A 22457-nucleotide genomic window follows, 5' to 3' on the forward strand; every position below is an offset into this window, starting at 1 on the left:
GGCTCAGCAACGCTGGGCCCTTGTTATTTGAGCGCCTTTTCCGGCAGCCAGCACTGGGCGTTCAGGCCGCGGGCATCGCGGCGGTTTTCCAGCGTCAAACGCCCCTGGTGCAACTGCACGATGCGGATCACGATATTCAAGCCCAGCCCGCTGCCGCCGTAGCGTTGATCCATGCGGCGAAACGCCTGCGTCAGCTCCCCGACCATCTCTTCCTTGATCCCCGGGCCATCGTCGATGACCTGCAGCAGATAGCCGCTGTCCTGCGGCGTTAACCGCACCTGTATCGCGCCGCCTTCCGGGCCGTAACGGTGGGCGTTTTCGACCAGGTTGCGCAGCAGCAGCCGCAGCAGCACCGGATCGCCGTTCACCGCAGCGGTGGCCGGCAATTGCCAGTCCAGCGTCTGCGCGCGTTGGGCGGTCATTTCGCCGAGTTCTTCCTGCAGCGGCTGAATCACATCGGCCACCCAATCGAAATGCTGGTAATGACCGCTGGCGAAGTCTTGCCCGGCGCGCGACAGCATCAGCAGTTGCTCAACGGTGTGCATCAGCTGATCGATGCGGGCGATCAGCGCCTGGCTGCCTTTGACGCCCTGTTTCTCCATCAGTTCCAGATGCAGGCGAATGCCGGCCAGCGGCGTGCGCAGCTCGTGGGCCGCATCGGCGGTGAACAGGCGCTCTTGCTGGATGGTGTTGTCCAGCCGCGAGAACAGCTGATTGAGCGCATTGGTGACTGCCACCATTTCCAGGCTGTCGCTGTTGATTGGCAGCGGCGTCAGGTTATCGGCAGAGCGCTTTTCCAGCCGCTGCTGCAATTGGTTGAGCGGGCGGGTGATCCAGCTGATGGCCCAGAATGACGCCAGCAGCGTGACGATCATCATGATCAGCGAAGGCGCCAGCAGCGACGCGATGGCCTCGGCTATCTCGGTATCGACGCGCTCGCTGCGCACTTTGGCGGACAAGGTTTCGTCCACCAGGAAGCTGATCTGTTCCTGGCTTTCGTGCCACAGCCAGAAGGCGCTGATGAGCTGCGTGACCAGCAGGATCAGCGCCAGCATCAGCAGCAGGCGGCGGCGCATGCTGATCATGAAGAAGGTTCCAGACGATAGCCGATGCCGCGCACGGTGCGGATGCGATCCTTGCCCAGCTTGCGGCGCAGGTTGTGGATATGCACTTCCAGCGTGTTGGAGCCCAAGTCGTCTTGCCAGGTGTAGAGATCCTGCTGCAGGAGTTCACGGTTGACCGTTTGGCCGGCACGCATGATAAGACGCGCCAGAATGGCGAACTCTTTCGGCGTAACCTCCACCGGCTGCTGCTGCAGGTAGACCTGCTGGCTGGAGAGGTTCAGCTGCAGGTCATCCACCTGCATCAGATTGTCGCTGTGGCCCTGGTAGCGCCGCAGGAGGGCGCGCACGCGTGCCTGCAGTTCAACCAGCGCGAAGGGTTTGACCAGGTAGTCGTCGGCGCCGGCGTCCAGCCCGTCGACGCGATCTTCCAGGGCGTCGCGGGCGGTCAGGATCAGCACCGGCAGATCGATCTGCTGGCGGCGCCACTGCCGCAGCAGCGCGGCGCCGTCCATGTCCGGCAGGCCGAGATCCAGGATCACCATGCTGTATTGGCTGGTGATGAGCAAGCTGTTGGCCTCCGCCGCCGTGGCGGCGCAGTCGCAGACGTAGCCTTCGCCGGTCAGCGCCAGCGCCAGCCCCTGTTGCAGCAGTTCATCATCCTCAACGACCAACAGCTTCATGACGATCCTCAGTTGTTTTGGTAAATATCCCGATACAGGCGGCTTTCGAAGCGTACCAGCGGTGCGCGGCGCTGTTTCTGATCTTCCGGCGGTACGGCGTAGCCGGAAAGATACTGCACGAAGGCCATGCGCTGGCCGCTGGCGGTGGTGATGAAGCCCGCCAGGTTGTACACGCCCTGCAGCGCGCCGGTCTTGGCCGACACTTTGCCGTCGACGCCGGCTTCGTGCAGGCCGCCGCGGTAGCGCAAGGTGCCGTCATAACCGGACAGCGGCAGCATCGAGATGAAGTTCAGCTCGTTGTCGTGCTGCGCGATGTACTGCAGCGCCTGCATCATGGTCGCCGGCGCCAGCAGGTTGTGGCGTGACAGGCCGGAACCGTCGGCGATGATGGTATTGCCCAGATCGATGCCGGCCTTCTGGCGCAGCACCTGCCGTACCGCATCGGAACCGGCTCGCCAGGTGCCCGGCACGCCGAAGCGTTCGTGGCCGATGGTGCGGAAGACGGTATCGGCGATCATATTGTCCGATTTCTTCAGCATGATCTTTAACAGATCGTGCAGCGGCGCTGACTGGGTTTGCGCGATCACCGTGCCGGTGATGCCAGGGCGCGTCTGGCGTTTCAAATGTCCGTCGATCTGGATGCCGGCCTGCGTCAGCTCGTCTTTCAGGATGGCGCCCGCGTAGCTGGCACCGTCCTGGATGGCGAAGGCCAACGGCAGCGGTTCGCTGCGCTGCGTCAGGCAGCCGGTCAGGGTAAAGCGGTTCAGCTCGCCCGGCACCACGTCCAGTTCGCAGTACTGCGCGTCAGCGGAGCCGCGTGCCAGGGTGCGCACCTGGCTAAACATATTGACCGGATAATAGGAGGCGACGCGGATAAACGCCATGTCGCCCGGGTTCGGCGCGCTGTAGAGCGAGACCGAGAAACAGTTGCGATCGACGATGGCGGCGGCCGGCGGCGCGCTGAAGCACTGCGTCAGATCGTTCCACGGCCAGCCGGGCGCCTTGTCATGGCTGGCGAAGACCGAGGTGTCGACCAGCACGTCGCCGCTGATTTGGCGCACGCCCTGCTTCTTCAGGACGGCCACCATATTGCGCAGGCTCTGGCGTTTGAAAGTCGGATCGCCGCTGAAGCGGGCAATCAGGTTGCCGCGCAGCACGCCGTCGCGAATATCGCCCTGGCTCTCCAGCGTGGTGGTGAAACGGTAATCGGGCCCGAGTTGCAATAGCGCAGCCAGCGCCGTCAGCACTTTTTGGGTACTGGCCGGCAGCGCCATCTGCTGAGAGTGGTAATCGATCGTCGGCGCGCTGGCGCCGATCTTCTGAACGACCAGGGCAAGGTTGGCCCCATCAGGCAGATATTGTGTGTACTCTTCAACCGGGGCCGCATTCGCATTCAGAACAAATGCGCAAGCCAATGCACTGACAATTCGTGAAAAACGCATAATCTCGGGATAACAGCTGGATAACGTGCCGTCATACTACGGTGCAATCAGGGAAAAAGTAAACGATGACCCTCAAGGAACTCTAGGCTAAAATGCGTATCAAAATGCAAAACCGATCTTGGCTTGGGCCCCGTTCCGAGTCAGGTTTCTTTTGTTTGTCGCCTGGAGGCGGGTGGCGGTATGCCAACCGTGTTTTCATACGAATACGTCAGGATGACGGTTATTTGAACAGGAAAGATTTAGAGGTATTTATACGATGAACCAAATTCCGATGACCTTGTTTGGCGCTGAAAAACTGCGCGAAGAGCTCGAATATCTGAAAAGCGTGCGCCGTCCGAAAATCATTGCGGACATCGCGGAAGCGCGCGAACACGGCGATTTGAAAGAGAATGCCGAGTACCACGCCGCCCGCGAACAGCAGGGTTTCTGCGAAGGTCGCATTCAGGAAATCGAAGCCAAGCTGTCCAATGCTCAGGTGATCGATATCACCAAGATGCCGAACACCGGCCGGGTGATCTTCGGCGCCACCGTATCGGTGATGAATCTGGACAGTGAAGAAGAAGTGACTTACCGCATCGTTGGCGACGATGAGGCCGATTTCAAGAAAAATCTGATTTCGGTAAACTCGCCGATGGCGCGCGGCCTGATCGGCAAAGAGCAAGACGATGTGGTGGTGATCAAAACCCCTGGCGGCGACGTCGAGTATGAGATCCTGAAGGTTGAGTATCTCTGATCGAGGCCGTTGGTCATTAATGCGCCAACGTTTTGTAAAGATAGGAAAAAGGCCGCAAGCGGCCTTTTATCTTGGTCAGGCGCATGGCACCTTTTCGTTAACCTGATGGTTATTAACGCGGTAGACTGATCTTGCGCTCTTTCGACGGGCGGTAAAGAATAAGCGTGCTGCCGATAACTTGCACATTGCAGGCGCCCGTTTCACGCACAATAGCGTCGGCGATCAGGGTTTTGGTTTCGCGATCTTCAGCGGCGATTTTCACCTTGATCAGCTCATGATGCTCCAGAGCCTGTTCAATTTCAGCCAGCACCCCTTCGGTAAGACCGTTATTGCCCAGCATCACCACCGGTTTTAACGGATGCGCCAGGCCTTTCAGGTGCTGTTTTTGTTTATTATTCAGATTCATTGTCTTTTTTGCTTAAGTTGGGATTGAAAACGGTACATTCTACCGCCATCTCATGTATATCACCAAATCGGTCTTCACCGGTGTGAGTCTACGTGAGCAGCGACCCTGACATAAGACTCTTTTTATGATAGTTGGAAAACGAGATGGCTAATAAAAAGCGTTCGGCTAGCTCCAGTCGCTGGTTACAAGAACACTTTAGCGATAAATATGTACAGCAGGCACAGAAAAAGGGACTGCGTTCCCGTGCCTGGTTTAAACTTGATGAAATACAGCAGAGCGACAAACTGTTCAAACCGGGCATGACCGTGGTTGACCTGGGTGCCGCACCGGGCGGCTGGTCGCAGTATGTGGTCACCCAAATCGGTGGTACCGGGCGCATCATCGCCTGTGATATTTTGCCAATGGATCCTATCGTTGGCGTCGATTTCCTTCAGGGCGATTTTCGTGATGAACTGGTGCTGAAGGCGCTGTTGGAACGAGTAGGCGAGAGTAAGGTTCAGGTGGTCATGTCCGATATGGCCCCGAATATGAGTGGCACCCCGGCGGTCGATATTCCAAGGTCGATGTATCTGGTGGAGTTGGCGCTGGATATGTGTCGTGATGTCCTCGCACCAGGCGGAAGTTTCCTGGTGAAGGTGTTCCAGGGAGATGGCTTTGACGAGTACCTACGGGAAATTCGCTCCCTGTTTACGAAGGTTAAGATTCGTAAGCCAGACGCTTCCCGCGCCCGTTCGCGCGAAGTGTACATTGTAGCGACAGGGCGCAAACTGTAGTACCCTAACGCTGTTTGTTAACACAGTTGTAAGATGAGGTTAATCCCTTGAGTGACATGGCGAAAAACCTAATTCTCTGGTTAGTCATCGCGGTAGTGTTGATGTCTGTATTCCAGAGCTTTGGGCCCAGCGAGTCGAATGGCCGTAGGGTGGATTACTCTACCTTCATGTCCGAACTGACCCAGGACCAGGTTCGCGAAGCGCGAATCAACGGACGTGAAATTAACGTTACCAAGAAAGACAGTAACAAATACACGACCTACATCCCTGTCAACGATCCTAAGTTGCTGGATACGTTGTTAACGAAGAATGTGAAAGTGGTCGGCGAGCCGCCTGAAGAGCCGAGCCTGCTGGCTTCTATCTTTATCTCCTGGTTCCCGATGCTGTTGCTGATCGGGGTCTGGATCTTCTTTATGCGGCAAATGCAGGGCGGCGGCGGCAAGGGCGCGATGTCCTTCGGCAAGAGCAAGGCCCGCATGCTGACGGAAGACCAGATCAAGACCACTTTCGCCGATGTCGCCGGTTGTGACGAAGCGAAAGAAGAGGTGAGCGAACTGGTGGAATACCTGCGCGAGCCGAGCCGTTTCCAGAAATTGGGCGGCAAGATCCCGAAAGGCGTGCTGATGGTTGGCCCGCCGGGGACCGGTAAAACGCTGCTGGCGAAAGCGATCGCCGGCGAAGCGAAGGTGCCGTTCTTCACCATTTCCGGTTCTGACTTCGTCGAAATGTTCGTCGGTGTGGGTGCATCCCGCGTGCGCGACATGTTCGAACAAGCGAAGAAAGCCGCGCCGTGCATCATCTTCATCGATGAAATCGACGCCGTCGGCCGCCAGCGTGGCGCCGGCCTGGGTGGCGGTCACGATGAGCGCGAGCAGACTCTGAACCAGATGCTGGTTGAGATGGACGGTTTCGAAGGCAACGAAGGCATCATCGTCATCGCGGCCACCAACCGTCCTGACGTGCTTGACCCTGCGCTGCTGCGTCCGGGCCGCTTCGACCGTCAGGTCGTGGTCGGGCTGCCGGATGTGCGTGGCCGTGAGCAGATCCTGAAGGTGCACATGCGCCGCGTGCCGTTGGCTGCCGACATCGACGCCTCCGTCATTGCGCGCGGAACGCCGGGCTTCTCCGGTGCCGACCTGGCTAACCTGGTCAACGAAGCGGCGCTGTTCGCTGCCCGCGGCAACAAGCGCGTGGTGTCGATGGTGGAGTTCGAGAAAGCCAAAGACAAGATCATGATGGGTGCGGAACGTCGCTCCATGGTGATGACCGAAGCGCAGAAAGAGTCGACCGCGTATCACGAAGCGGGCCACGCCATCATTGGCCGCCTGGTTCCTGAACACGATCCGGTACACAAGGTGACGATCATTCCTCGTGGCCGTGCGCTCGGCGTGACCTTCTTCCTGCCGGAAGGGGATGCGATCAGCGCCAGCCGTCAGAAGCTGGAGAGCCAAATCTCCACTCTGTATGGCGGCCGTCTGGCGGAAGAGATCATCTACGGGCCGGAAAAAGTCTCTACCGGTGCGTCGAACGACATCAAAGTGGCGACCTCCATCGCCCGCAACATGGTGACCCAATGGGGCTTCTCCGAGAAGCTGGGGCCGCTGCTGTATGCGGAAGAAGAGGGCGAAGTGTTCCTGGGCCGTTCCGTGGCCAAGGCGAAGCACATGTCGGATGAAACCGCGCGCATCATCGACCAGGAAGTGAAGTCGCTGATCGAGCGTAACTACACGCGTGCTCGCTCGCTGTTGATGGAAAACATGGACATCCTGCACTCGATGAAGGATGCGCTGATGAAGTACGAAACCATCGATGCGCCGCAGATCGACGATCTGATGAACCGCAAAGACGTGCGTCCGCCGGCGGGTTGGGACGATGCGAACAAAGGCAACAGCTCCGACAACGGCGGCACCCCGAAAGCCCCGACGCCGGTAGATGAGCCGCGTACCCCAACGCCGGGCAACACCATGTCCGAACAGCTCGACAAGTAACAGCGGCTGTGTAATAACATCAAACCCCGGTACGCCGGGGTTTTTTTTGCCCGGCGGGCAGTGAACCAGGCAACAGTAAGGTGGACCAACCATGCAGTTAACCGTGCGCGACATGACGCTCAACCTCTCCCATCCGCAGGTGATGGGTATCCTCAACGTGACGCCGGATTCGTTTTCCGACGGCGGCCGCCACAACACCCTGAACCAGGCGCTGCTGCACGCGCATGCGCTGATTTCGGCCGGTGCCACGATGATCGACATCGGCGGTGAATCGACCCGGCCGGGGGCGGCGGAGGTGAGTGAAGAGGAAGAATTGGAACGGGTCGTGCCGGTGGTGGAAGCGCTGGCGCAGCGCTTCGAAGTCTTCATCTCGGTCGATACCTCGAAAGCGGGCGTGATCCGCGAATCGGCGCACGCCGGCGCACACCTGATCAACGACATTCGCTCGCTGCAGGAGCCAGGTGCTCTCGCGGCGGCGGCGGAAAGCGGCCTGCCGGTTTGCCTGATGCACATGCAAGGGCAGCCGCGCACCATGCAGCAGGCGCCGCATTACGACGATCTGATCGCTGACGTTCAGGCGTTTTTCGAGCACCATATTCGGCGCTGCAACGAGGCGGGGATAACAAATCAGAAATTGCTGCTCGACCCAGGCTTCGGTTTCGGTAAAAATTTGGCGCACAACTATCAGCTTCTGGCCCGGTTGTCGGAGTTTCATCGTTTCGGTTTGCCGCTGCTGGTCGGCATGTCGCGCAAATCGATGATAGGACAACTGCTGAACGTGCCGCCGGATCAACGGGTTATCGGCAGCGTGGCCTGCGCGGTGATCGCAGCGATGCAGGGCGCGCAGATTGTCAGAGTGCATGACGTTAAAGAAACCGTCGAGGCGATGCGTGTCGTCGAGGCAACACTTTCAGCTAAGGGACAGTAGAGACATGAGCGAGCGCAAATATTTTGGCACCGACGGCATCCGTGGCAAGGTCGGGGACAGCCCCATCACGCCGGACTTCGTGCTGAAGCTGGGCTGGGCGGCGGGTAAAGTGCTGGCGCGTCACGGTTCGCGCAAAATCATCATCGGTAAGGACACGCGCATCTCCGGCTATATGCTGGAGTCCGCGCTGGAGGCCGGCCTGGCGGCCGCAGGATTGTCCGCCTCCTTCACCGGGCCGATGCCCACCCCGGCGGTGGCTTATCTGACGCGCACCTTCCGCGCCGAAGCCGGCATCGTCATCTCCGCGTCGCATAACCCGTTTTATGACAACGGCATCAAGTTCTTCTCGATCGACGGCGCCAAGCTGCCGGACAACGTCGAAGAAGCGATCGAAGCCGAGATGGAAAAGCCGCTGACCTGCGTGGAGTCCGCCGAGCTGGGTAAAGCCAGCCGCATCATCGACGCCGCCGGCCGCTACATCGAATTTTGCAAAGGCACCTTCCCGAGCGAGCTGAGCCTGAAGGGGCTGAAAATCGTGGTTGACTGCGCCAACGGGGCGACTTACCACATCGCGCCGAGCGTGCTGCGCGAGCTGGGCGCCACGGTGATCGCCATCGGCGTTGAGCCGGACGGCATGAACATCAACGAAAAATGCGGCGCTACCGACGTGCGTCAGCTGCAGGAGCGCGTACTCAAGGAAAAAGCGCACGTGGGCCTGGCGTTCGACGGCGACGGCGATCGCGTGATGATGGTGGACCATCTGGGCAACAAGGTGGACGGCGATCAGATCCTGTACATCATCGCCCGTGAAGGCCTGCGTCAGGGCCAGCTGCGCGGCGGCGCAGTCGGCACCCTGATGAGCAATATGGGACTGGAGCTGGCGCTGAAACAGCTGGGCATTCCGTTCGCTCGCGCCAAAGTGGGTGACCGTTACGTGCTGGAGAAGCTGCAGGAGCTGGGTTGGCGCATCGGTGCGGAAAACTCCGGCCATGTGATCCTGCTGGACAAAACCACCACCGGCGACGGCATCGTGGCCGGGCTGCAGGTGCTGACCGCCATGGTGCGCAACCACATGAGCCTGCATGACCTGTGCAGCGGCATGAAGCTGCTGCCGCAGATCCTGGTCAACGTGCGCTTCGCCGGCGATCACAACCCGCTGGAGTCCGACGCGGTGCGTAAAGTCACCGAGCAGGTGGAAGCCGAACTGGCCGGCCGCGGCCGGGTGCTGCTGCGCAAATCGGGCACCGAACCGCTGATCCGCGTGATGGTGGAAGGCGAGGACGAACAGCAGGTGACCGCGCTGGCGCATCGCATCGCCGACGCGGTGAAATCCGCTGGTTAAAACAGACAGTTAGCCGCCGGGCTCGGCAAAGCTGAGCCCGGAGAGGCGATTGTTGGCGTTTTTTTCCGCAAACGCGCCGGCGGCTGCAAATTGCCCTTGCGCGGGTTGGCGGCTTTGGTTAGTATTCACACCCGCTTCAGTAGGCAGTTTATAAAAACGCCTGCTTGATGAGTGTGAAGCATTTGGCATGCGGTGAGGCCGCAAGGATACGGGTACTACTATGTACGAAGCTCTTCTGGTAATTTTCCTGCTGATCTCAATCGGGCTGGTCGCTCTGATTATGCTGCAGCAAGGTAAAGGCGCTGATATGGGAGCCTCTTTCGGAGCAGGTGCATCAGGCACGTTGTTCGGTTCGAGTGGTTCCGGTAACTTTATGACCCGCATGACTGCTGTGCTGGCGACGCTGTTCTTCGTCATCAGCCTGATTCTGGGCAACCTCAGCAGCAACCAAAGCAAGAAAGGCAGCGAGTGGGAAAACCTGGGTCAGCCAGTGAAAACTGAGCAGACAACCGCGCCGGCAGCACCTGCCAAGCCGAGCAGCGATATCCCGCAGTAAGCCGCAACAAAGTTTGAAAACGGTGGTTGTGAACTCGAAAGAACAACGGCCGTTAGCAGTAAGAATCAGTACCGAGGTGGTGGAATTGGTAGACACGCTACCTTGAGGTGGTAGTGCCCTAACGGGCTTGTGGGTTCGAGTCCCATCCTCGGTACCAAATCCCAGAGATAACTTGCAATTTTGCGATTATCGGCGTAGTATTTGCCACGTTTTCGGACGCGGGGTGGAGCAGCCTGGTAGCTCGTCGGGCTCATAACCCGAAGGTCGTCGGTTCAAATCCGGCCCCCGCAACCACTTTCCTTTAAGTGTTTATTTTCAAATACACTTTTCGATTGAAACCCGCTTTTCTCGATCAACATTTGAAAATGACACTTGCTCGAAAGTTGTACCGAGGCCGCCTAGCGGCAAACAGGGTCCAGTTGCATAAAGCCCCGATTTTTCGGGGTTTTTTGTTATTTGGCAACAGAATCACTGGGCTATTTAGCCCTTTTTTTATGTCTTGGGGGTGGGCTTGTCCACATTAGAGCAACAGTTAACAGAGATGCTTTCGGCACCGGTAGAAGCGTTGGGCTTTGAGCTTGTAGGCATCGAATTCATTCGTGCGCGCCAATCGACGCTCCGCATCTATATTGATAGTGATAACGGCATCAATGTTGATGATTGCGCTGATGTCAGCCACCAGGTCAGCGCTGTATTGGACGTCGAAGATCCAATCACGGTCGCTTACAACTTGGAAGTCTCCTCTCCTGGCCTTGATCGCCCGATGTTCACCGCTGAGCACTATACGCGTTTCCTCGGTGAAGAAGTCAGCCTGGTCCTGCGCATGGCGGTACAAAACCGTCGCAAGTGGCAGGGTATTATCAAGTCTGTCGAAGGCGAGATGATCACGGTTACTGTGGAAGGGAAAGATGAAGTGTTCGCGCTGAGCAACATCCAGAAAGCGAACCTGGTACCCCACTTTTAAAGTTTGGAAGAGGCAACTAGGATGAACAAAGAGATTCTGGCTGTTGTTGAAGCAGTTTCCAATGAAAAATCCCTTCCGCGCGAGAAGATTTTCGAAGCGCTGGAAACTGCATTAGCCACCGCAACCAAGAAAAAATACGAGCAGGAAATCGACGTGCGCGTCAGCATTGACCGCAGAACCGGCGATTTCGATACCTTCCGCCGTTGGGTCGCCGTAGATGAAGTGACTCAGCCAACGCGTGAAATCACGCTGGAAGCCGCTCAGTTTGAAGACCCGAGCATCGAGCTCGGCGGCTACGTCGAAGATCAGATCGAGTCCGTGACCTTCGACCGTATCACCACCCAAACCGCCAAGCAGGTTATCGTGCAGAAAGTGCGCGAAGCCGAGCGTGCGATGGTGGTCGACGCTTTCCGTGAACACGAAGGTGAGATCGTCACCGGCGTGGTGAAGAAAGTGAACCGTGACAGCATCGCGCTGGATCTGGGCAACAACGCCGAAGCGGTGATTGGCCGTGAAGACATGCTGCCGCGCGAAAACTTCCGTCCGGGCGACCGCATTCGCGGCGTACTGTACGCCGTGCGTCCTGAAGCTCGCGGCGCGCAGCTGTTCGTCAGCCGTTCCAGCTCGGAAATGCTGAAAGAACTGTTCCGCATCGAAGTGCCGGAAATCGGCGAAGAAGTGATTGAAATTAAAGCGGCAGCCCGCGATCCTGGCTCCCGCGCGAAAATTGCAGTGAAAACCAACGACAAGCGCATCGACCCGGTCGGCGCCTGCGTAGGTATGCGCGGTGCGCGCGTTCAGGCCGTGTCGAGCGAGCTCGGCGGCGAACGCATCGACATCATCCTGTGGGATGATAACCCAGCGCAATTCGTCATCAACGCCATGGCGCCGGCCGACGTCGCGTCGATCGTGGTAGACGAAGATAACTGCACCATGGATATCGCCGTTGAAGCCAGCAACCTGGCGCAGGCGATCGGCCGTAACGGCCAAAACGTGCGTTTGGCTTCCCAGCTGCTGAAACAACACCGCGGCGACGATCGTTGGGAACTGAACGTGATGACGGCGGACGACCTGCAGGCCAAGCACCAGGCCGAGGCTCATGCCGCTATTGATACCTTCACCAAGTATCTTGATATCGACGAAGATTTCGCCACCGTACTGGTTGAAGAAGGCTTCTCCACGCTGGAAGAGCTGGCCTACGTGCCGATCAAAGAGCTGTTGGAAATCGACGGTCTGGATGAAGATACGGTTGAAGCATTGCGCGAACGCGCCAAAGCTGCATTGACCACGCTGGCCCTGGCACAAGAAGAAAGCCTGGGCGACAACAAACCGGCCGACGATTTGCTCAACCTGCCGGGTCTTGAGCGCAGCATGGCCTTTAAACTGGCCGCGCGTGGGGTTTGTACGCTGGAAGATCTTGCCGAGCAGGGTGTTGACGATCTGGCTGATATTGAAGGGCTTAGCGACGAGCAAGCCGGTGAGCTGATCATGGCTGCACGCAATATCTGTTGGTTTGGCGACAACGCGTAATAACTGTAGCAGGAAGGAACAGCATGACGACAGATGTAACCGTAAAATCGCTGGCAGCAGAGATTCAGACTCCGGTTGATCGCCTGGTACAGCAGTTTGCTGATGCAGGGATCAACAAGTCCGAGTCGGACTCTGTTACCCAGCAAGAAAAAGAAACATTGCTGGCGCACCTGAACCGTGAACACGGCAGCGCGCCGGGTAAACTCACTTTGCAGCGCAAAACGCGCAGCACCTTGAATATCCCGAGCACCGGCGGTAAAAGTAAATCGGTGCAAATTGAGGTCCGCAAGAAACGCACTTATGTAAATCGCGATACGCAGGAAGCCCAGTTGGCTGAAGCGGCAGAGCAGGCACAGCGTGAAGCGGAAGAGCAGGCACGGCGCGAAGCGGAAGAGCTCGCAAAACGCGAAGCGGAAGCGAAGCGCGCTGCCGAAGAGCAAGCCAAACGTGAGGCCGCGGAGATTGCTAAGCGTAATTCAGCGGAAAAAGAAAAAGTGACCAATCAACATACCGACGAAATGACCAAGCCAGCTCAGGCGGAAAAAGCACGCCGTGAAGCCGAAGCCGCTGAACTGAAACGCAAAGCGGAAGAGGAAGTGCGCCGCAAGGTTGAAGAGGAAGCCAAGCGCGTGGCGGAAGAAGCCCGTCGCATGGCCGAAGAGAACGGCGAGAAGTGGGCCCAGGCAGACGCGGCAAGCGCCGCGGTTGAAAGCGCCGACTATCACGTGACCACCTCTCAGCACGCCCGTGCCGCAGAAGACGAGAACGACGCCAAAGTTGAAGGCGATCGTCGCAGCCGCACCCGCGGCGGCAAAGCCACCAAGCAGAAGAAAGGCAACAAGCTGTCCGAGTCCAAAGCGGACCGCGAAGAAGCGCGTGCCGTTACCCGTGGCGGTAAAGGCAAACGCAAGCCTAGCGCTCTGCAGCAGGGCTTCAACAAGCCGGCGCAGGTGGTTAACCGTGACGTGGTGATCGGCGAAACCATCACCGTGGCCGAGCTGGCCAACAAGATGGCGGTAAAAGGTTCTCAGGTCATCAAAGTGATGATGAAGCTGGGCGCCATGGCCACCATCAACCAGGTTATCGATCAGGAAACCGCACAGCTGGTTGCCGAAGAGATGGGCCACAAAGTTATCCTGCGTCGTGAAAACGAGCTGGAAGAAGCGCTGATGAGCGACCGTGATACGGGCGCTGCGGCCGAGCCGCGCGCGCCGGTCGTGACCATCATGGGCCACGTTGACCACGGTAAAACCTCTCTGCTGGACTACATCCGCTCCACCAAAGTGGCGGCGGGCGAAGCCGGCGGCATTACCCAGCACATCGGTGCCTACCACGTAGAAACCGAGAACGGCATGATCACCTTCCTGGATACCCCGGGCCACGCCGCGTTTACCTCGATGCGTGCTCGCGGTGCTCAGGCGACTGACATCGTGGTTCTGGTGGTGGCGGCCGACGACGGCGTGATGCCACAGACCATCGAAGCTATCCAGCACGCGAAAGCGGCGCAGGTGCCGTTGGTGGTTGCGGTGAACAAAATCGACAAGCCGGAAGCCGATCCGGACCGCGTTAAGCAGGAACTGTCTCAGTACGGCGTTATGCCGGAAGAGTGGGGCGGCGAAGCGCAGTTCGTCCACGTGTCCGCGAAAGCCGGTACCGGTATCGACGAGCTGCTGCAGGCTATCCTGCTGCAGGCCGAAGTGCTGGAGCTGAAAGCGGTTCGCAGCGGCATGGCGAGCGGCGTGGTGATCGAGTCCTTCCTGGATAAAGGCCGTGGCCCTGTGGCTACCGTGCTGGTTCAGGAAGGTACGCTGAACAAGGGCGATATCGTCCTGTGCGGCTTCGAATACGGCCGTGTGCGTGCGATGCGCGACGAGCTGGGCCGTGAAGTGACCTCCGCCGGTCCGTCTATCCCTGTGGAAATCCTGGGTCTGTCCAGCGTGCCTGCAGCGGGTGACGAAGCGACCGTGGTGCGTGACGAGAAGAAAGCGCGTGAAGTGGCGCTGTACCGTCAGGGCAAGTTCCGCGAAGTCAAACTGGCGCGTCAGCAGAAGTCCAAGCTGGAAAACATGTTCGCCAACATGACCGACGGCGAAGTGTCCGAGCTGAACATCGTACTGAAGTCCGACGTACAGGGTTCTTGCGAAGCGATCAGCGACTCGCTGCTGAAACTCTCCACCGACGAAGTGAAGGTGAAGATTGTCGGCTCCGGCGTAGGTGGTATCACCGAAACCGACGCGACGCTGGCTGCGGCTTCCAACGCCATCATCCTGGGCTTCAACGTGCGTGCCGACGCTTCTGCGCGCCGCGTAATCGAAGCGGAAAGCCTGGATCTGCGTTACTACTCTGTGATCTATAACTTGATCGACGAAGTGAAGCAGGCGATGAGCGGTATGCTGGCGCCGGAATACAAGCAGCAGATCATCGGCCTGGCCGAAGTGCGCGACGTGTTCAAATCGCCTAAGTTCGGTGCTATCGCCGGCTGTATGGTTACCGAAGGGACCATCAAGCGTCACAACCCAATCCGCGTACTGCGCGACAACGTGGTTATCTATGAAGGCGAGCTGGAATCCCTGCGCCGCTTCAAAGATGACGTTAACGAAGTCCGTAACGGCATGGAATGTGGTATCGGCGTTAAGAACTATAACGACGTGCGCGTCGGCGACATGATCGAAGTGTTCGAAATCATTGAGATCCAACGCACCATCGCTTAACGATTGCACATCTGCTTATATCTGTTTACGGGGGGCCTTTGTGCCCCCCGATTTGTCTGGAGAATCCAAAATGGCAAAAGAATTCAGCCGCGGTCAACGCGTGGCGCAAGAGATGCAGAAAGAGATTGCGATCATTCTGCAGCGTGAAGTGAAAGATCCGCGCGTCGGCATGGCGACCGTTTCCGGCGTGGAAGTGTCCCGCGACCTGGCGTATGCCAAGGTTTACGTCACCTTCCTGAACGTGCTGACCGAGAACCACGATCCGGATCTGGTCACCAACGGCATTAAAGCGTTGCAGGACGCTTCCGGCTACATCCGCACCCTGCTGGGCAAAGCGATGCGCCTGCGCGTGGTGCCGGAGCTGACCTTCGCCTACGACAACTCCCTGGTGGAAGGCATGCGCATGTCCAACCTGGTGACCAACGTGGTGAAGAACGACGCCGAGCGCCGTTCCGCCTCAGGCGATGACAAGGAGGATTAATGAGTCGCCCTCGTCGCCGCGGCCGTGATATCCACGGCGTGCTGTTGCTGGACAAGCCGCAGGGCTTGTCATCCAACGATGCGCTGCAAAAAGTAAAACGCCTGTACAACGCCAACCGAGCGGGCCACACCGGCGCGCTCGATCCGTTGGCGACCGGCATGCTGCCTATCTGCCTGGGCGAAGCGACCAAGTTTTCGCAATACCTGCTCGACTCCGACAAGCGTTATCGGGTGATCGCCAAGCTGGGGCAGCGTACCGATACCTCCGACGCCGACGGCCAGATCGTGCAGGTGCGCCCGGTGAATTTTACCCAGGCGCAGCTCGACGCGGCGCTGGACACCTTCCGCGGCGATATCCAGCAGGTGCCGTCGATGTATTCGGCGCTGAAATACCAGGGCAAGAAACTCTACGAGTATGCGCGCCAGGGGATTGAAGTGCCGCGCGAAGCGCGCAGCATCACGGTGTACGAACTGCAGTTTATCCGCTGGGAAGGGGATGAGCTGGAGCTGGAGATCCACTGCTCGAAAGGCACCTACATCCGCACCATCACCGACGATCTCGGCGAGCTGCTGGGCTGCGGCGCGCACGTGATCTATCTGCGCCGCCTGCAGGTGGCGACTTATCCGATCGCGCGCATGGTGACGCTGGAACAGCTGAACGCTTTGCTGGCGCAGGCGCAGGAACAAGACATCGCGCCCGGCGAACTGCTCGATCCGCTGCTGATGCCGATGGACAGCCCGGTTGAGAACTATCCGGAAGTGAATTTGCTGCCGGTGGTGGCGGGCTACGTCAAGCAGGGGCAACCGGTGCAAGTGGCCGGCGCGCCGGCTTCCGGCCTGGTGCGTATCACCGAGGGTGAAGAGCGGAAATTCATCGGCGTTGGCGACATCGCCGAGGACGGTCGCGTGGCGCCGCGCCGCCTGGTGGTCGAGCATTTCGACTGACGGCGGGGCACTGCGTCGCCTTGCGATCGCACTGCGCTAAGAGTAGAATGGCGCAGCTTATGCATTGGGTTGCTGAATTAGAGATCGGCGCCTGTTTTTATTATCTATAATCTGGAGTATTACAATGTCTCTAAGTGTTGAAGCTAAAGCTCAAATCGTAGCTGATTTCGGTCGTGGTACTAACGACAGCGGTTCTACCGAAGTTCAGGTTGCCCTGCTGACTGCGCAGATCAACCATCTGCAAGGCCACTTCTCCGAGCACAAAAAAGATCACCACAGCCGTCGTGGTCTGCTGCGTATGGTTTCTCAGCGTCGTAAGCTGCTGGACTACCTGAAGCGTAAAGATGTAGCACGTTACACCAGCCTGATCGAGCGTCTGGGTCTGCGTCGCTAATCTAGCAAGTTTCAGTGGAAAGGGGCCTATTTTGGCCCCTTTCTTCTAGGAAGCATAAGCAAATCAGGTTAATGTATTACTGATGTTTCCAAACAGGTTCTTCCGTTACAGAGGTTCGCGCGGCTAATGAGAGGCTTTATCTCCTGCCTGAGATAAGGATTGTCATTAGTCGCGAGGATGTAGTGAGAAGGCAAATCGAGTCACAGGCGTGTCGAGTCGTCAATGCGATTGCGCGCCGCTAATCAAGGATATAATTTTGCTGACACCGATCATTCGCAAATTCCAGTATGGCCAGCATACCGTCACCATCGAAACCGGGATGATGGCTCGTCAAGCCACCGCTGCCGTTATGGTGAGCATGGATGACACCGCCGTCTTCGTTACCGTCGTTGGCCAGAAAAAAGCCAAGCCGGGCCAGAGCTTCTTCCCGCTGACCGTTAACTACCAAGAGCGTACTTACGCCGCCGGCCGTATCCCGGGCAGCTTCTTCCGTCGCGAAGGCCGTCCGAGCGAAGGCGAGACGCTGACTTCCCGTCTGATTGACCGTCCGATCCGCCCACTGTTCCCGGACAGCTTCCTGAACGAAGTTCAGGTGATCGCGACCGTGGTTTCCGTTAACCCGCAGGTGAACCCGGACATCGTTGCGATGATCGGTGCTTCCGCGGCCCTGAGCCTGTCCGGTATTCCGTTCAACGGCCCAATCGGCGCAGCGCGCGTGGGTTACATCAACGACCAGTACGTACTGAACCCAACGACTGACGAACTGAAAGAAAGCCGTCTGGATCTGGTGGTTGCCGGTACTGCGGGTGCGGTGCTGATGGTTGAATCCGAAGCGGACGTGCTGAGCGAAGACCAGATGCTGGGCGCCGTGGTGTTCGGCCACGACCAGCAGCAAGTGGTTATCGAAAACATCAACGCGCTGGTTGCCGAAGCCGGCAAGCCGAAGTGGGATTGGCAGGCGCCTGCGGTCAACGAAGCGCTGCACGCGCGCGTGGCCGAACTGGCCGAAGCTCGCCTGGGCGACGCTTACCACATCACCGAAAAACAAGAGCGCTACGCTCAGGTTGACGCGATCAAAGACAGCGTCGTTGAAACCCTGCTGGCGCAGGACGAGACTCTGGATGCCTCTGAAATTCAAGACATCCTGGGCAACGTCGAGAAAAACGTGGTGCGCAGCCGCGTACTGCGTGGCGAGCCGCGTATCGACGGCCGTGAAAAAGACATGATCCGTGGCCTGGACGTGCGCACCGGCGTACTGCCGCGCACCCACGGTTCCGCGCTGTTCACCCGTGGCGAAACTCAGGCGCTGGTTACCGCGACCCTGGGCACCGCGCGCGACGCACAGAACCTGGACGAGCTGATGGGCGAAAAGACCGACAGCTTCCTGTTCCACTACAACTTCCCTCCGTACTCCGTGGGCGAAACCGGCATGGTCGGTTCACCTAAGCGTCGTGAAATCGGTCACGGTCGCCTGGCGAAACGCGGCGTATTGGCTATGATGCCTAAACCAGAAGATTTCCCGTACACCGTTCGCGTGGTGTCTGAAATCACCGAATCCAACGGTTCTTCTTCCATGGCTTCCGTGTGCGGCGCGTCTCTGGCGCTGATGGACGCTGGCGTGCCAATCAAGGCTGCCGTTGCGGGTATCGCGATGGGCCTGGTGAAAGAAGCCGATAACTTTGTGGTTCTGTCCGACATTCTGGGTGACGAAGATCACCTGGGCGACATGGATTTCAAAGTGGCCGGTAGCCGCGACGGTATCACCGCGCTGCAGATGGACATCAAAATCGAAGGCATCACCCGCGAAATCATGCAGGTGGCTCTGAACCAGGCCAAGGGCGCGCGTCTGCACATCCTGGGCGTGATGGAACAGGCTATCAGCACCCCGCGCGGCGATATCTCCGAATTCGCACCGCGTATTCATACTATCCGCATCAACCCGGATAAAATCAAAGACGTGATCGGTAAGGGCGGTTCCGTTATCCGCGCACTGACCGAAGAGACTGGCACTACCATCGAAATCGAAGATGATGGTACAGTTAAAATCGCTGCGACCGACGGTGAGAAGGCGAAATTCGCTATCCGTCGTATCGAAGAGATCACGGCAGAGATCGAAGTGGGCCGTATCTATCAGGGTAAAGTGACCCGTATCGTTGATTTCGGCGCGTTCGTCGCTATCGGCGGTGGTAAAGAAGGTCTGGTACACATTTCTCAGATCGCCGACAAGCGCGTCGAGAAAGTGACCGACTATCTGCAGATGGGTCAGGAAGTGCCGGTTAAGGTGCTGGAAGTTGACCGTCAGGGCCGCGTGCGTCTGAGCATCAAAGAAGCGATGGCGCCGGAAGCGGGTTCACCTGCGCCTGAAGCAGAATAACTGTATAGATAGTTTTACAGCTCCCCACCATGGGGTTGGGAGCTGTTCGTATCGCGCGGGTAGGATGCCCGCGTTTTAGCAAACGGAGGACAGGACGTTCATCCAATGTTTGTCTTCGGGAGTGGGAAATGAAGCCTTTCTTGCGCTGGTGTTACGTTGCGACAGCACTCATGCTGGCAGGATGCAGCAACCATGATTGGCGTAAAGACGAAGTTTTGGCAATCCCGTTGCAGCCAACGTTGCAGCAGGAAGTGATCCTGGCGCGCATGGAACAAATTCTTGCCAGCCGGGCACTGACGGACGACGAACGCGCACAGCTTTTATATGAGCGCGGTGTGCTGTATGATAGCCTCGGGTTACGTGCATTAGCGCGCAATGATTTCTCGCAGGCGCTGGCGATACGTCCCGACATGCCGGAAGTTTTCAACTACCTGGGCATTTACTTAACGCAGGCAGGCAATTTTGATGCTGCCTATGAAGCGTTTGATTCTGTACTAGAGCTTGATCCAACTTACAATTACGCGCGTTTAAACCGGGGCATCGCACTGTATTATGGCGGCCGCTTCCCGTTGGCGCAGGATGATCTGCAGGCGTTTTATCAAGACGACCCAAACGATCCCTTCCGTTCGTTATGGCTGTATCTGGTGGAGCGAGAAATCGATCCCAAGAAGGCCGAGGTAGCGCTTCAGCAGCGCTATGACAAAGCGGACAGAGGGCAATGGGGATGGAATATTGTCGAATTCTACCTGGGCAAGATCAGCGAAAAAACGCTGATGGAACGCCTCAAGGCAGATGCAACGGATAACACTTCGCTCGCTGAGCATCTCAGTGAAACTGACTTCTATTTGGGTAAACACTACCTGAGTCTGGGGGACAAGGACACCGCTTCGGCGCTGTTCAAACTGACGGTGTCTAACAACGTTCACAACTTTGTTGAGCACCGCTATGCATTGTTGGAATTGGCGCTTTTGGGCCAAGAGCAAGACGACCTATCGGAATCGGACCAGCAATAGCTGACGAACACCTATCAGCCTGATGGACATTGGTTTTTAACCAAAGTTATCGCCTTCACGGGCGAGGGCTTTTTTGTTCGTTTTATAATCTAATTTGAGCCGGTTCACACTTTTCAATGAAAATGACTGAAAATTTTCTCGACGAGTTATGTAGACTGGCTGCCATTATTAATGAGGCACGTGTACATGACGACTGAGTTTGAAACCTCTTTTGCTGATCTGGGGCTGTCTGCTCCAATCATTTCCGCCCTGAACGATCTGGGCTATGAAAAACCATCTCCGATCCAGGCTGAGTGTATTCCTCACCTGTTGAACGGCCGCGACGTGCTGGGCATGGCACAGACCGGTAGTGGTAAAACTGCAGCGTTCTCGCTGCCGCTGCTGCACAACCTGCAGGCAGACCTGAAAGCACCTCAGATCCTGGTGCTGGCACCGACCCGCGAACTGGCGGTTCAGGTTGCTGAAGCGATGACCGATTTCTCCAAACACATGAACGGCGTCAACGTGGTAGCCCTGTACGGCGGCCAGCGTTACGACGTGCAGCTGCGCGCTCTGCGCCAGGGCCCGCAAATCGTTGTGGGTACCCCAGGCCGCCTGCTGGACCACCTGAAGCGCGGCACCCTGAACCTCTCTAACCTGAGCGGTCTGGTGCTGGATGAAGCCGACGAAATGCTGCGCATGGGCTTTATCGAAGACGTAGAAACCATCATGGCTGAGATCCCGGCTGAACATCAGACCGCGCTGTTCTCCGCCACCATGCCGGAAGCGATCCGTCGCATCACCCGCCGCTTCATGAAAGAGCCGCAGGAAGTGCGCATCCAGTCCAGCGTGACCACCCGTCCGGACATCAGCCAGAGCTACTGGTCGGTCTACGGCATGCGTAAAAACGAAGCGCTGGTGCGTTTCCTGGAAGCTGAAGATTTTGACGCGGCGATCATCTTCGTCCGTACCAAGAACGCGACCCTGGAAGTGGCCGAAGCGCTGGAGCGCAGCGGTTACAGCAGCGCCGCGCTGAACGGCGACATGAACCAGGCGCTGCGTGAGCAGACCCTGGAGCGTCTGAAAGACGGTCGTCTGGATATCCTGATCGCGACCGACGTTGCGGCCCGTGGCCTGGACGTTGAGCGCATCAGCCTGGTTGTCAACTATGACATCCCGATGGACTCCGAGTCTTACGTTCACCGTATCGGCCGTACCGGTCGTGCGGGCCGCGCCGGCCGCGCGCTGCTGTTCGTGGAAAACCGCGAACGCCGCCTGCTGCGCAACATTGAACGCACCATGAAGCTGACCATCCCGGAAGTGGAACTGCCGAACGCAGAACTGCTGGGTGAGCGTCGTCTGGCCAAGTTCGCCGCAAAAGTTCAGCAGCAGCTGGAAAGCAGCGATCTGGATCTGTACCGCGCACTGCTGACCAAACTGCAGCCGGAAGAAGAGCTGGATATGGAAACCCTGGCCGCAGCGCTGCTGAAAATGGCACAGGGCGAACGTCCGCTGATCCTGCCGCCGGATCCGGTCTTCAAGCCGCGTCAGCGTCGCGAGTTCAACGACCGTGACGATCGTCGCGGTGATCGTGGCGACCGTCGCGACAGCCGTGACGGCGACCGTCCGCGTCGCGAACGTCGTGACGTTGGCGAAATGCAGCTGTACCGCATCGAAGTGGGCCGTGACGATGGCGTAGAAGTCCGTCACATCGTTGGCGCTATCGCTAACGAAGGCGACATCAGCAGCCGTTACATCGGTAACATCAAGCTGTTCGCTTCCCACTCCACCATCGAGCTGCCAAAAGGCATGCCGGGCGAGATCCTGAATCACTTCACTCGCACCCGCATCCTGAACAAGCCGATGAACATGCAGCTGCTGGGCGATGCACAGCCGTTCGAACGTCGCGAGCGTCGTGACGGTGGCAACGGCGGCGAGCGTCGTGGCAACGGCAACGGTCGTCCGTTCAACGGCGAACGTCGCGAAGGCGGCCCACGTCGTTCCTTCGGCGAACGTCGTGAAGGCGGTAACGGCGGCGAGCGTCGTGGCGGTAACTTCAACCGTGACGGTAAGCCAGCGCCACGCCGTGATGACGCAGCACCTGCCGCACCACGTCGTCGTTTCGGCGACGCGTAATCGCTGATTCACTGTTCGC

At 58.2% G+C, this 22457-nt stretch carries 20 protein-coding genes and 2 tRNA genes; 18 read left to right on the forward strand and 4 right to left on the reverse strand.

What is annotated here, in order from left to right; translation table 11 throughout:
- Positions 1-23: 23 nt before the first annotated feature.
- The 3 genes from pmrB to dacB are packed head-to-tail and all read right to left on the reverse strand — an operon-like array spanning position 24 to position 3186.
- The gene (pmrB, locus tag ACUXAC_RS13990) at positions 24-1085 is read right to left on the reverse strand and encodes a two-component system sensor histidine kinase PmrB (protein ID WP_087763017.1); all 1062 of its coding nucleotides are present in this window, start codon (positions 1083-1085) and stop codon (positions 24-26) included.
- Positions 1082-1744 carry a two-component system response regulator PmrA gene (pmrA, locus tag ACUXAC_RS13995; RefSeq protein WP_019453348.1) on the reverse strand — a complete coding sequence of 221 codons (663 nt, stop codon included), beginning with the start codon at positions 1742-1744 and terminating at the stop codon, positions 1082-1084. Before pmrA ends, pmrB begins: the two co-directional genes overlap by 4 nt.
- Before the next feature lie 8 nt (positions 1745-1752).
- Positions 1753-3186: a serine-type D-Ala-D-Ala carboxypeptidase gene (gene dacB / locus ACUXAC_RS14000; RefSeq protein WP_048232490.1), complete on the reverse strand. Its 1434-nt coding sequence runs from the start codon at positions 3184-3186 to the stop codon at positions 1753-1755.
- A 256-nt stretch (positions 3187-3442) separates the two neighbouring features.
- On the opposite strand from dacB, the gene greA reads away from it, so the two are divergent.
- Positions 3443-3919, forward strand: coding sequence for a transcription elongation factor GreA (gene greA, locus ACUXAC_RS14005; RefSeq protein ID WP_004933539.1), 477 nt, complete (start codon positions 3443-3445; stop codon positions 3917-3919).
- 112 nt (positions 3920-4031) lie between these two features.
- On the opposite strand, the gene yhbY is transcribed toward greA, so the two are convergent.
- Positions 4032-4325 carry a ribosome assembly RNA-binding protein YhbY gene (gene yhbY / locus ACUXAC_RS14010; RefSeq protein WP_004933536.1) on the reverse strand — a complete coding sequence of 98 codons (294 nt, stop codon included), beginning with the start codon at positions 4323-4325 and terminating at the stop codon, positions 4032-4034.
- A gap of 143 nt (positions 4326-4468) precedes the next feature.
- On the opposite strand from yhbY, the gene rlmE reads away from it, so the two are divergent.
- The 17 genes from rlmE to ACUXAC_RS14095 all read left to right on the forward strand — a co-directional run bounded on the left by rlmE (position 4469) and on the right by ACUXAC_RS14095 (position 22438).
- Complete coding sequence (gene rlmE / locus ACUXAC_RS14015) at positions 4469-5098, forward strand: 23S rRNA (uridine(2552)-2'-O)-methyltransferase RlmE (RefSeq protein ID WP_004933533.1); 630 nt, start codon at positions 4469-4471, stop codon at positions 5096-5098.
- A 56-nt stretch (positions 5099-5154) separates the two neighbouring features.
- Positions 5155-7086: an ATP-dependent zinc metalloprotease FtsH gene (gene ftsH, locus ACUXAC_RS14020; RefSeq protein ID WP_004933529.1), complete on the forward strand. Its 1932-nt coding sequence runs from the start codon at positions 5155-5157 to the stop codon at positions 7084-7086.
- Between the two features lie 91 nt (positions 7087-7177).
- Entirely contained in the window at positions 7178-8014 is an 837-nt protein-coding gene (gene folP, locus ACUXAC_RS14025; RefSeq protein WP_033648673.1) for a dihydropteroate synthase, read from the forward strand.
- 4 nt (positions 8015-8018) lie between these two features.
- On the forward strand, positions 8019-9356 hold the full coding sequence (gene glmM, locus ACUXAC_RS14030; RefSeq protein WP_038879137.1) for a phosphoglucosamine mutase: 1338 nt from the start codon (positions 8019-8021) through the stop codon (positions 9354-9356).
- 220 nt (positions 9357-9576) lie between these two features.
- Complete coding sequence (secG, locus tag ACUXAC_RS14035; RefSeq protein ID WP_004933519.1) at positions 9577-9912, forward strand: preprotein translocase subunit SecG; 336 nt, start codon at positions 9577-9579, stop codon at positions 9910-9912.
- A gap of 70 nt (positions 9913-9982) precedes the next feature.
- Positions 9983-10069 (forward strand) — tRNA-Leu (locus ACUXAC_RS14040).
- A 60-nt stretch (positions 10070-10129) separates the two neighbouring features.
- A tRNA-Met gene (locus tag ACUXAC_RS14045) sits at positions 10130-10206 on the forward strand.
- Between the two features lie 217 nt (positions 10207-10423).
- Positions 10424-10876: a ribosome maturation factor RimP gene (gene rimP / locus ACUXAC_RS14050; protein WP_028127574.1), complete on the forward strand. Its 453-nt coding sequence runs from the start codon at positions 10424-10426 to the stop codon at positions 10874-10876.
- A 21-nt stretch (positions 10877-10897) separates the two neighbouring features.
- Positions 10898-12406 carry a transcription termination factor NusA gene (gene nusA / locus ACUXAC_RS14055; protein WP_019453340.1) on the forward strand — a complete coding sequence of 503 codons (1509 nt, stop codon included), beginning with the start codon at positions 10898-10900 and terminating at the stop codon, positions 12404-12406.
- 23 nt (positions 12407-12429) lie between these two features.
- Positions 12430-15117: a translation initiation factor IF-2 gene (gene infB / locus ACUXAC_RS14060; protein WP_004933511.1), complete on the forward strand. Its 2688-nt coding sequence runs from the start codon at positions 12430-12432 to the stop codon at positions 15115-15117.
- Positions 15118-15187: 70 nt separating this feature from the next.
- Positions 15188-15598 (forward strand): 30S ribosome-binding factor RbfA, encoded by a 411-nt coding sequence (gene rbfA / locus ACUXAC_RS14065; RefSeq protein WP_004933508.1) that lies wholly within the window; start codon positions 15188-15190, stop codon positions 15596-15598.
- Positions 15598-16542, forward strand: a complete 945-nt coding sequence (gene truB, locus ACUXAC_RS14070; protein WP_147839671.1) for a tRNA pseudouridine(55) synthase TruB — start codon at positions 15598-15600, stop codon at positions 16540-16542. Before rbfA ends, truB begins: the two co-directional genes overlap by 1 nt.
- Before the next feature lie 124 nt (positions 16543-16666).
- Positions 16667-16936: a 30S ribosomal protein S15 gene (gene rpsO, locus ACUXAC_RS14075; protein WP_004933502.1), complete on the forward strand. Its 270-nt coding sequence runs from the start codon at positions 16667-16669 to the stop codon at positions 16934-16936.
- Between the two features lie 256 nt (positions 16937-17192).
- Positions 17193-19310 carry a polyribonucleotide nucleotidyltransferase gene (gene pnp, locus ACUXAC_RS14080; protein ID WP_047729246.1) on the forward strand — a complete coding sequence of 706 codons (2118 nt, stop codon included), beginning with the start codon at positions 17193-17195 and terminating at the stop codon, positions 19308-19310.
- A gap of 128 nt (positions 19311-19438) precedes the next feature.
- Complete coding sequence (gene nlpI / locus ACUXAC_RS14085; RefSeq protein ID WP_004933495.1) at positions 19439-20323, forward strand: lipoprotein NlpI; 885 nt, start codon at positions 19439-19441, stop codon at positions 20321-20323.
- Positions 20324-20445: 122 nt separating this feature from the next.
- Positions 20446-20520 carry a protein YrbN gene (gene yrbN / locus ACUXAC_RS14090; protein WP_223182019.1) on the forward strand — a complete coding sequence of 25 codons (75 nt, stop codon included), beginning with the start codon at positions 20446-20448 and terminating at the stop codon, positions 20518-20520.
- On the forward strand, positions 20510-22438 hold the full coding sequence (locus ACUXAC_RS14095) for a DEAD/DEAH family ATP-dependent RNA helicase (protein WP_387442835.1): 1929 nt from the start codon (positions 20510-20512) through the stop codon (positions 22436-22438). Before yrbN ends, ACUXAC_RS14095 begins: the two co-directional genes overlap by 11 nt.
- Positions 22439-22457: the final 19 nt, after the last annotated feature.

Source organism: Serratia sp. 121840015-1, assembly GCF_053627655.1.

Excerpts from the sequence above, each read along its gene's own strand:
- dacB (WP_048232490.1), bottom strand. The coding sequence starts at position 3,186 with ATGCGTTTTTCACGAATTGTCAGTGCATTGGCTTGCGCATTTGTTCTG.
- truB (WP_147839671.1), top strand. The coding sequence starts at position 15,598 with ATGAGTCGCCCTCGTCGCCGCGGCCGTGATATCCACGGCGTGCTGTTG.
- nusA (WP_019453340.1), top strand. The coding sequence starts at position 10,898 with ATGAACAAAGAGATTCTGGCTGTTGTTGAAGCAGTTTCCAATGAAAAA.
- rbfA (WP_004933508.1), top strand. The coding sequence starts at position 15,188 with ATGGCAAAAGAATTCAGCCGCGGTCAACGCGTGGCGCAAGAGATGCAG.
- rpsO (WP_004933502.1), top strand. The coding sequence starts at position 16,667 with ATGTCTCTAAGTGTTGAAGCTAAAGCTCAAATCGTAGCTGATTTCGGT.
- ftsH (WP_004933529.1), top strand. The coding sequence starts at position 5,155 with ATGGCGAAAAACCTAATTCTCTGGTTAGTCATCGCGGTAGTGTTGATG.
- greA (WP_004933539.1), top strand. The coding sequence starts at position 3,443 with ATGAACCAAATTCCGATGACCTTGTTTGGCGCTGAAAAACTGCGCGAA.
- rlmE (WP_004933533.1), top strand. The coding sequence starts at position 4,469 with ATGGCTAATAAAAAGCGTTCGGCTAGCTCCAGTCGCTGGTTACAAGAA.
- nlpI (WP_004933495.1), top strand. The coding sequence starts at position 19,439 with ATGAAGCCTTTCTTGCGCTGGTGTTACGTTGCGACAGCACTCATGCTG.
- ACUXAC_RS14095 (WP_387442835.1), top strand. The coding sequence starts at position 20,510 with ATGACGACTGAGTTTGAAACCTCTTTTGCTGATCTGGGGCTGTCTGCT.
- secG (WP_004933519.1), top strand. The coding sequence starts at position 9,577 with ATGTACGAAGCTCTTCTGGTAATTTTCCTGCTGATCTCAATCGGGCTG.
- folP (WP_033648673.1), top strand. The coding sequence starts at position 7,178 with ATGCAGTTAACCGTGCGCGACATGACGCTCAACCTCTCCCATCCGCAG.
- pmrA (WP_019453348.1), bottom strand. The coding sequence starts at position 1,744 with ATGAAGCTGTTGGTCGTTGAGGATGATGAACTGCTGCAACAGGGGCTG.
- pmrB (WP_087763017.1), bottom strand. The coding sequence starts at position 1,085 with ATGATCAGCATGCGCCGCCGCCTGCTGCTGATGCTGGCGCTGATCCTG.
- infB (WP_004933511.1), top strand. The coding sequence starts at position 12,430 with ATGACGACAGATGTAACCGTAAAATCGCTGGCAGCAGAGATTCAGACT.
- yhbY (WP_004933536.1), bottom strand. The coding sequence starts at position 4,325 with ATGAATCTGAATAATAAACAAAAACAGCACCTGAAAGGCCTGGCGCAT.
- glmM (WP_038879137.1), top strand. The coding sequence starts at position 8,019 with ATGAGCGAGCGCAAATATTTTGGCACCGACGGCATCCGTGGCAAGGTC.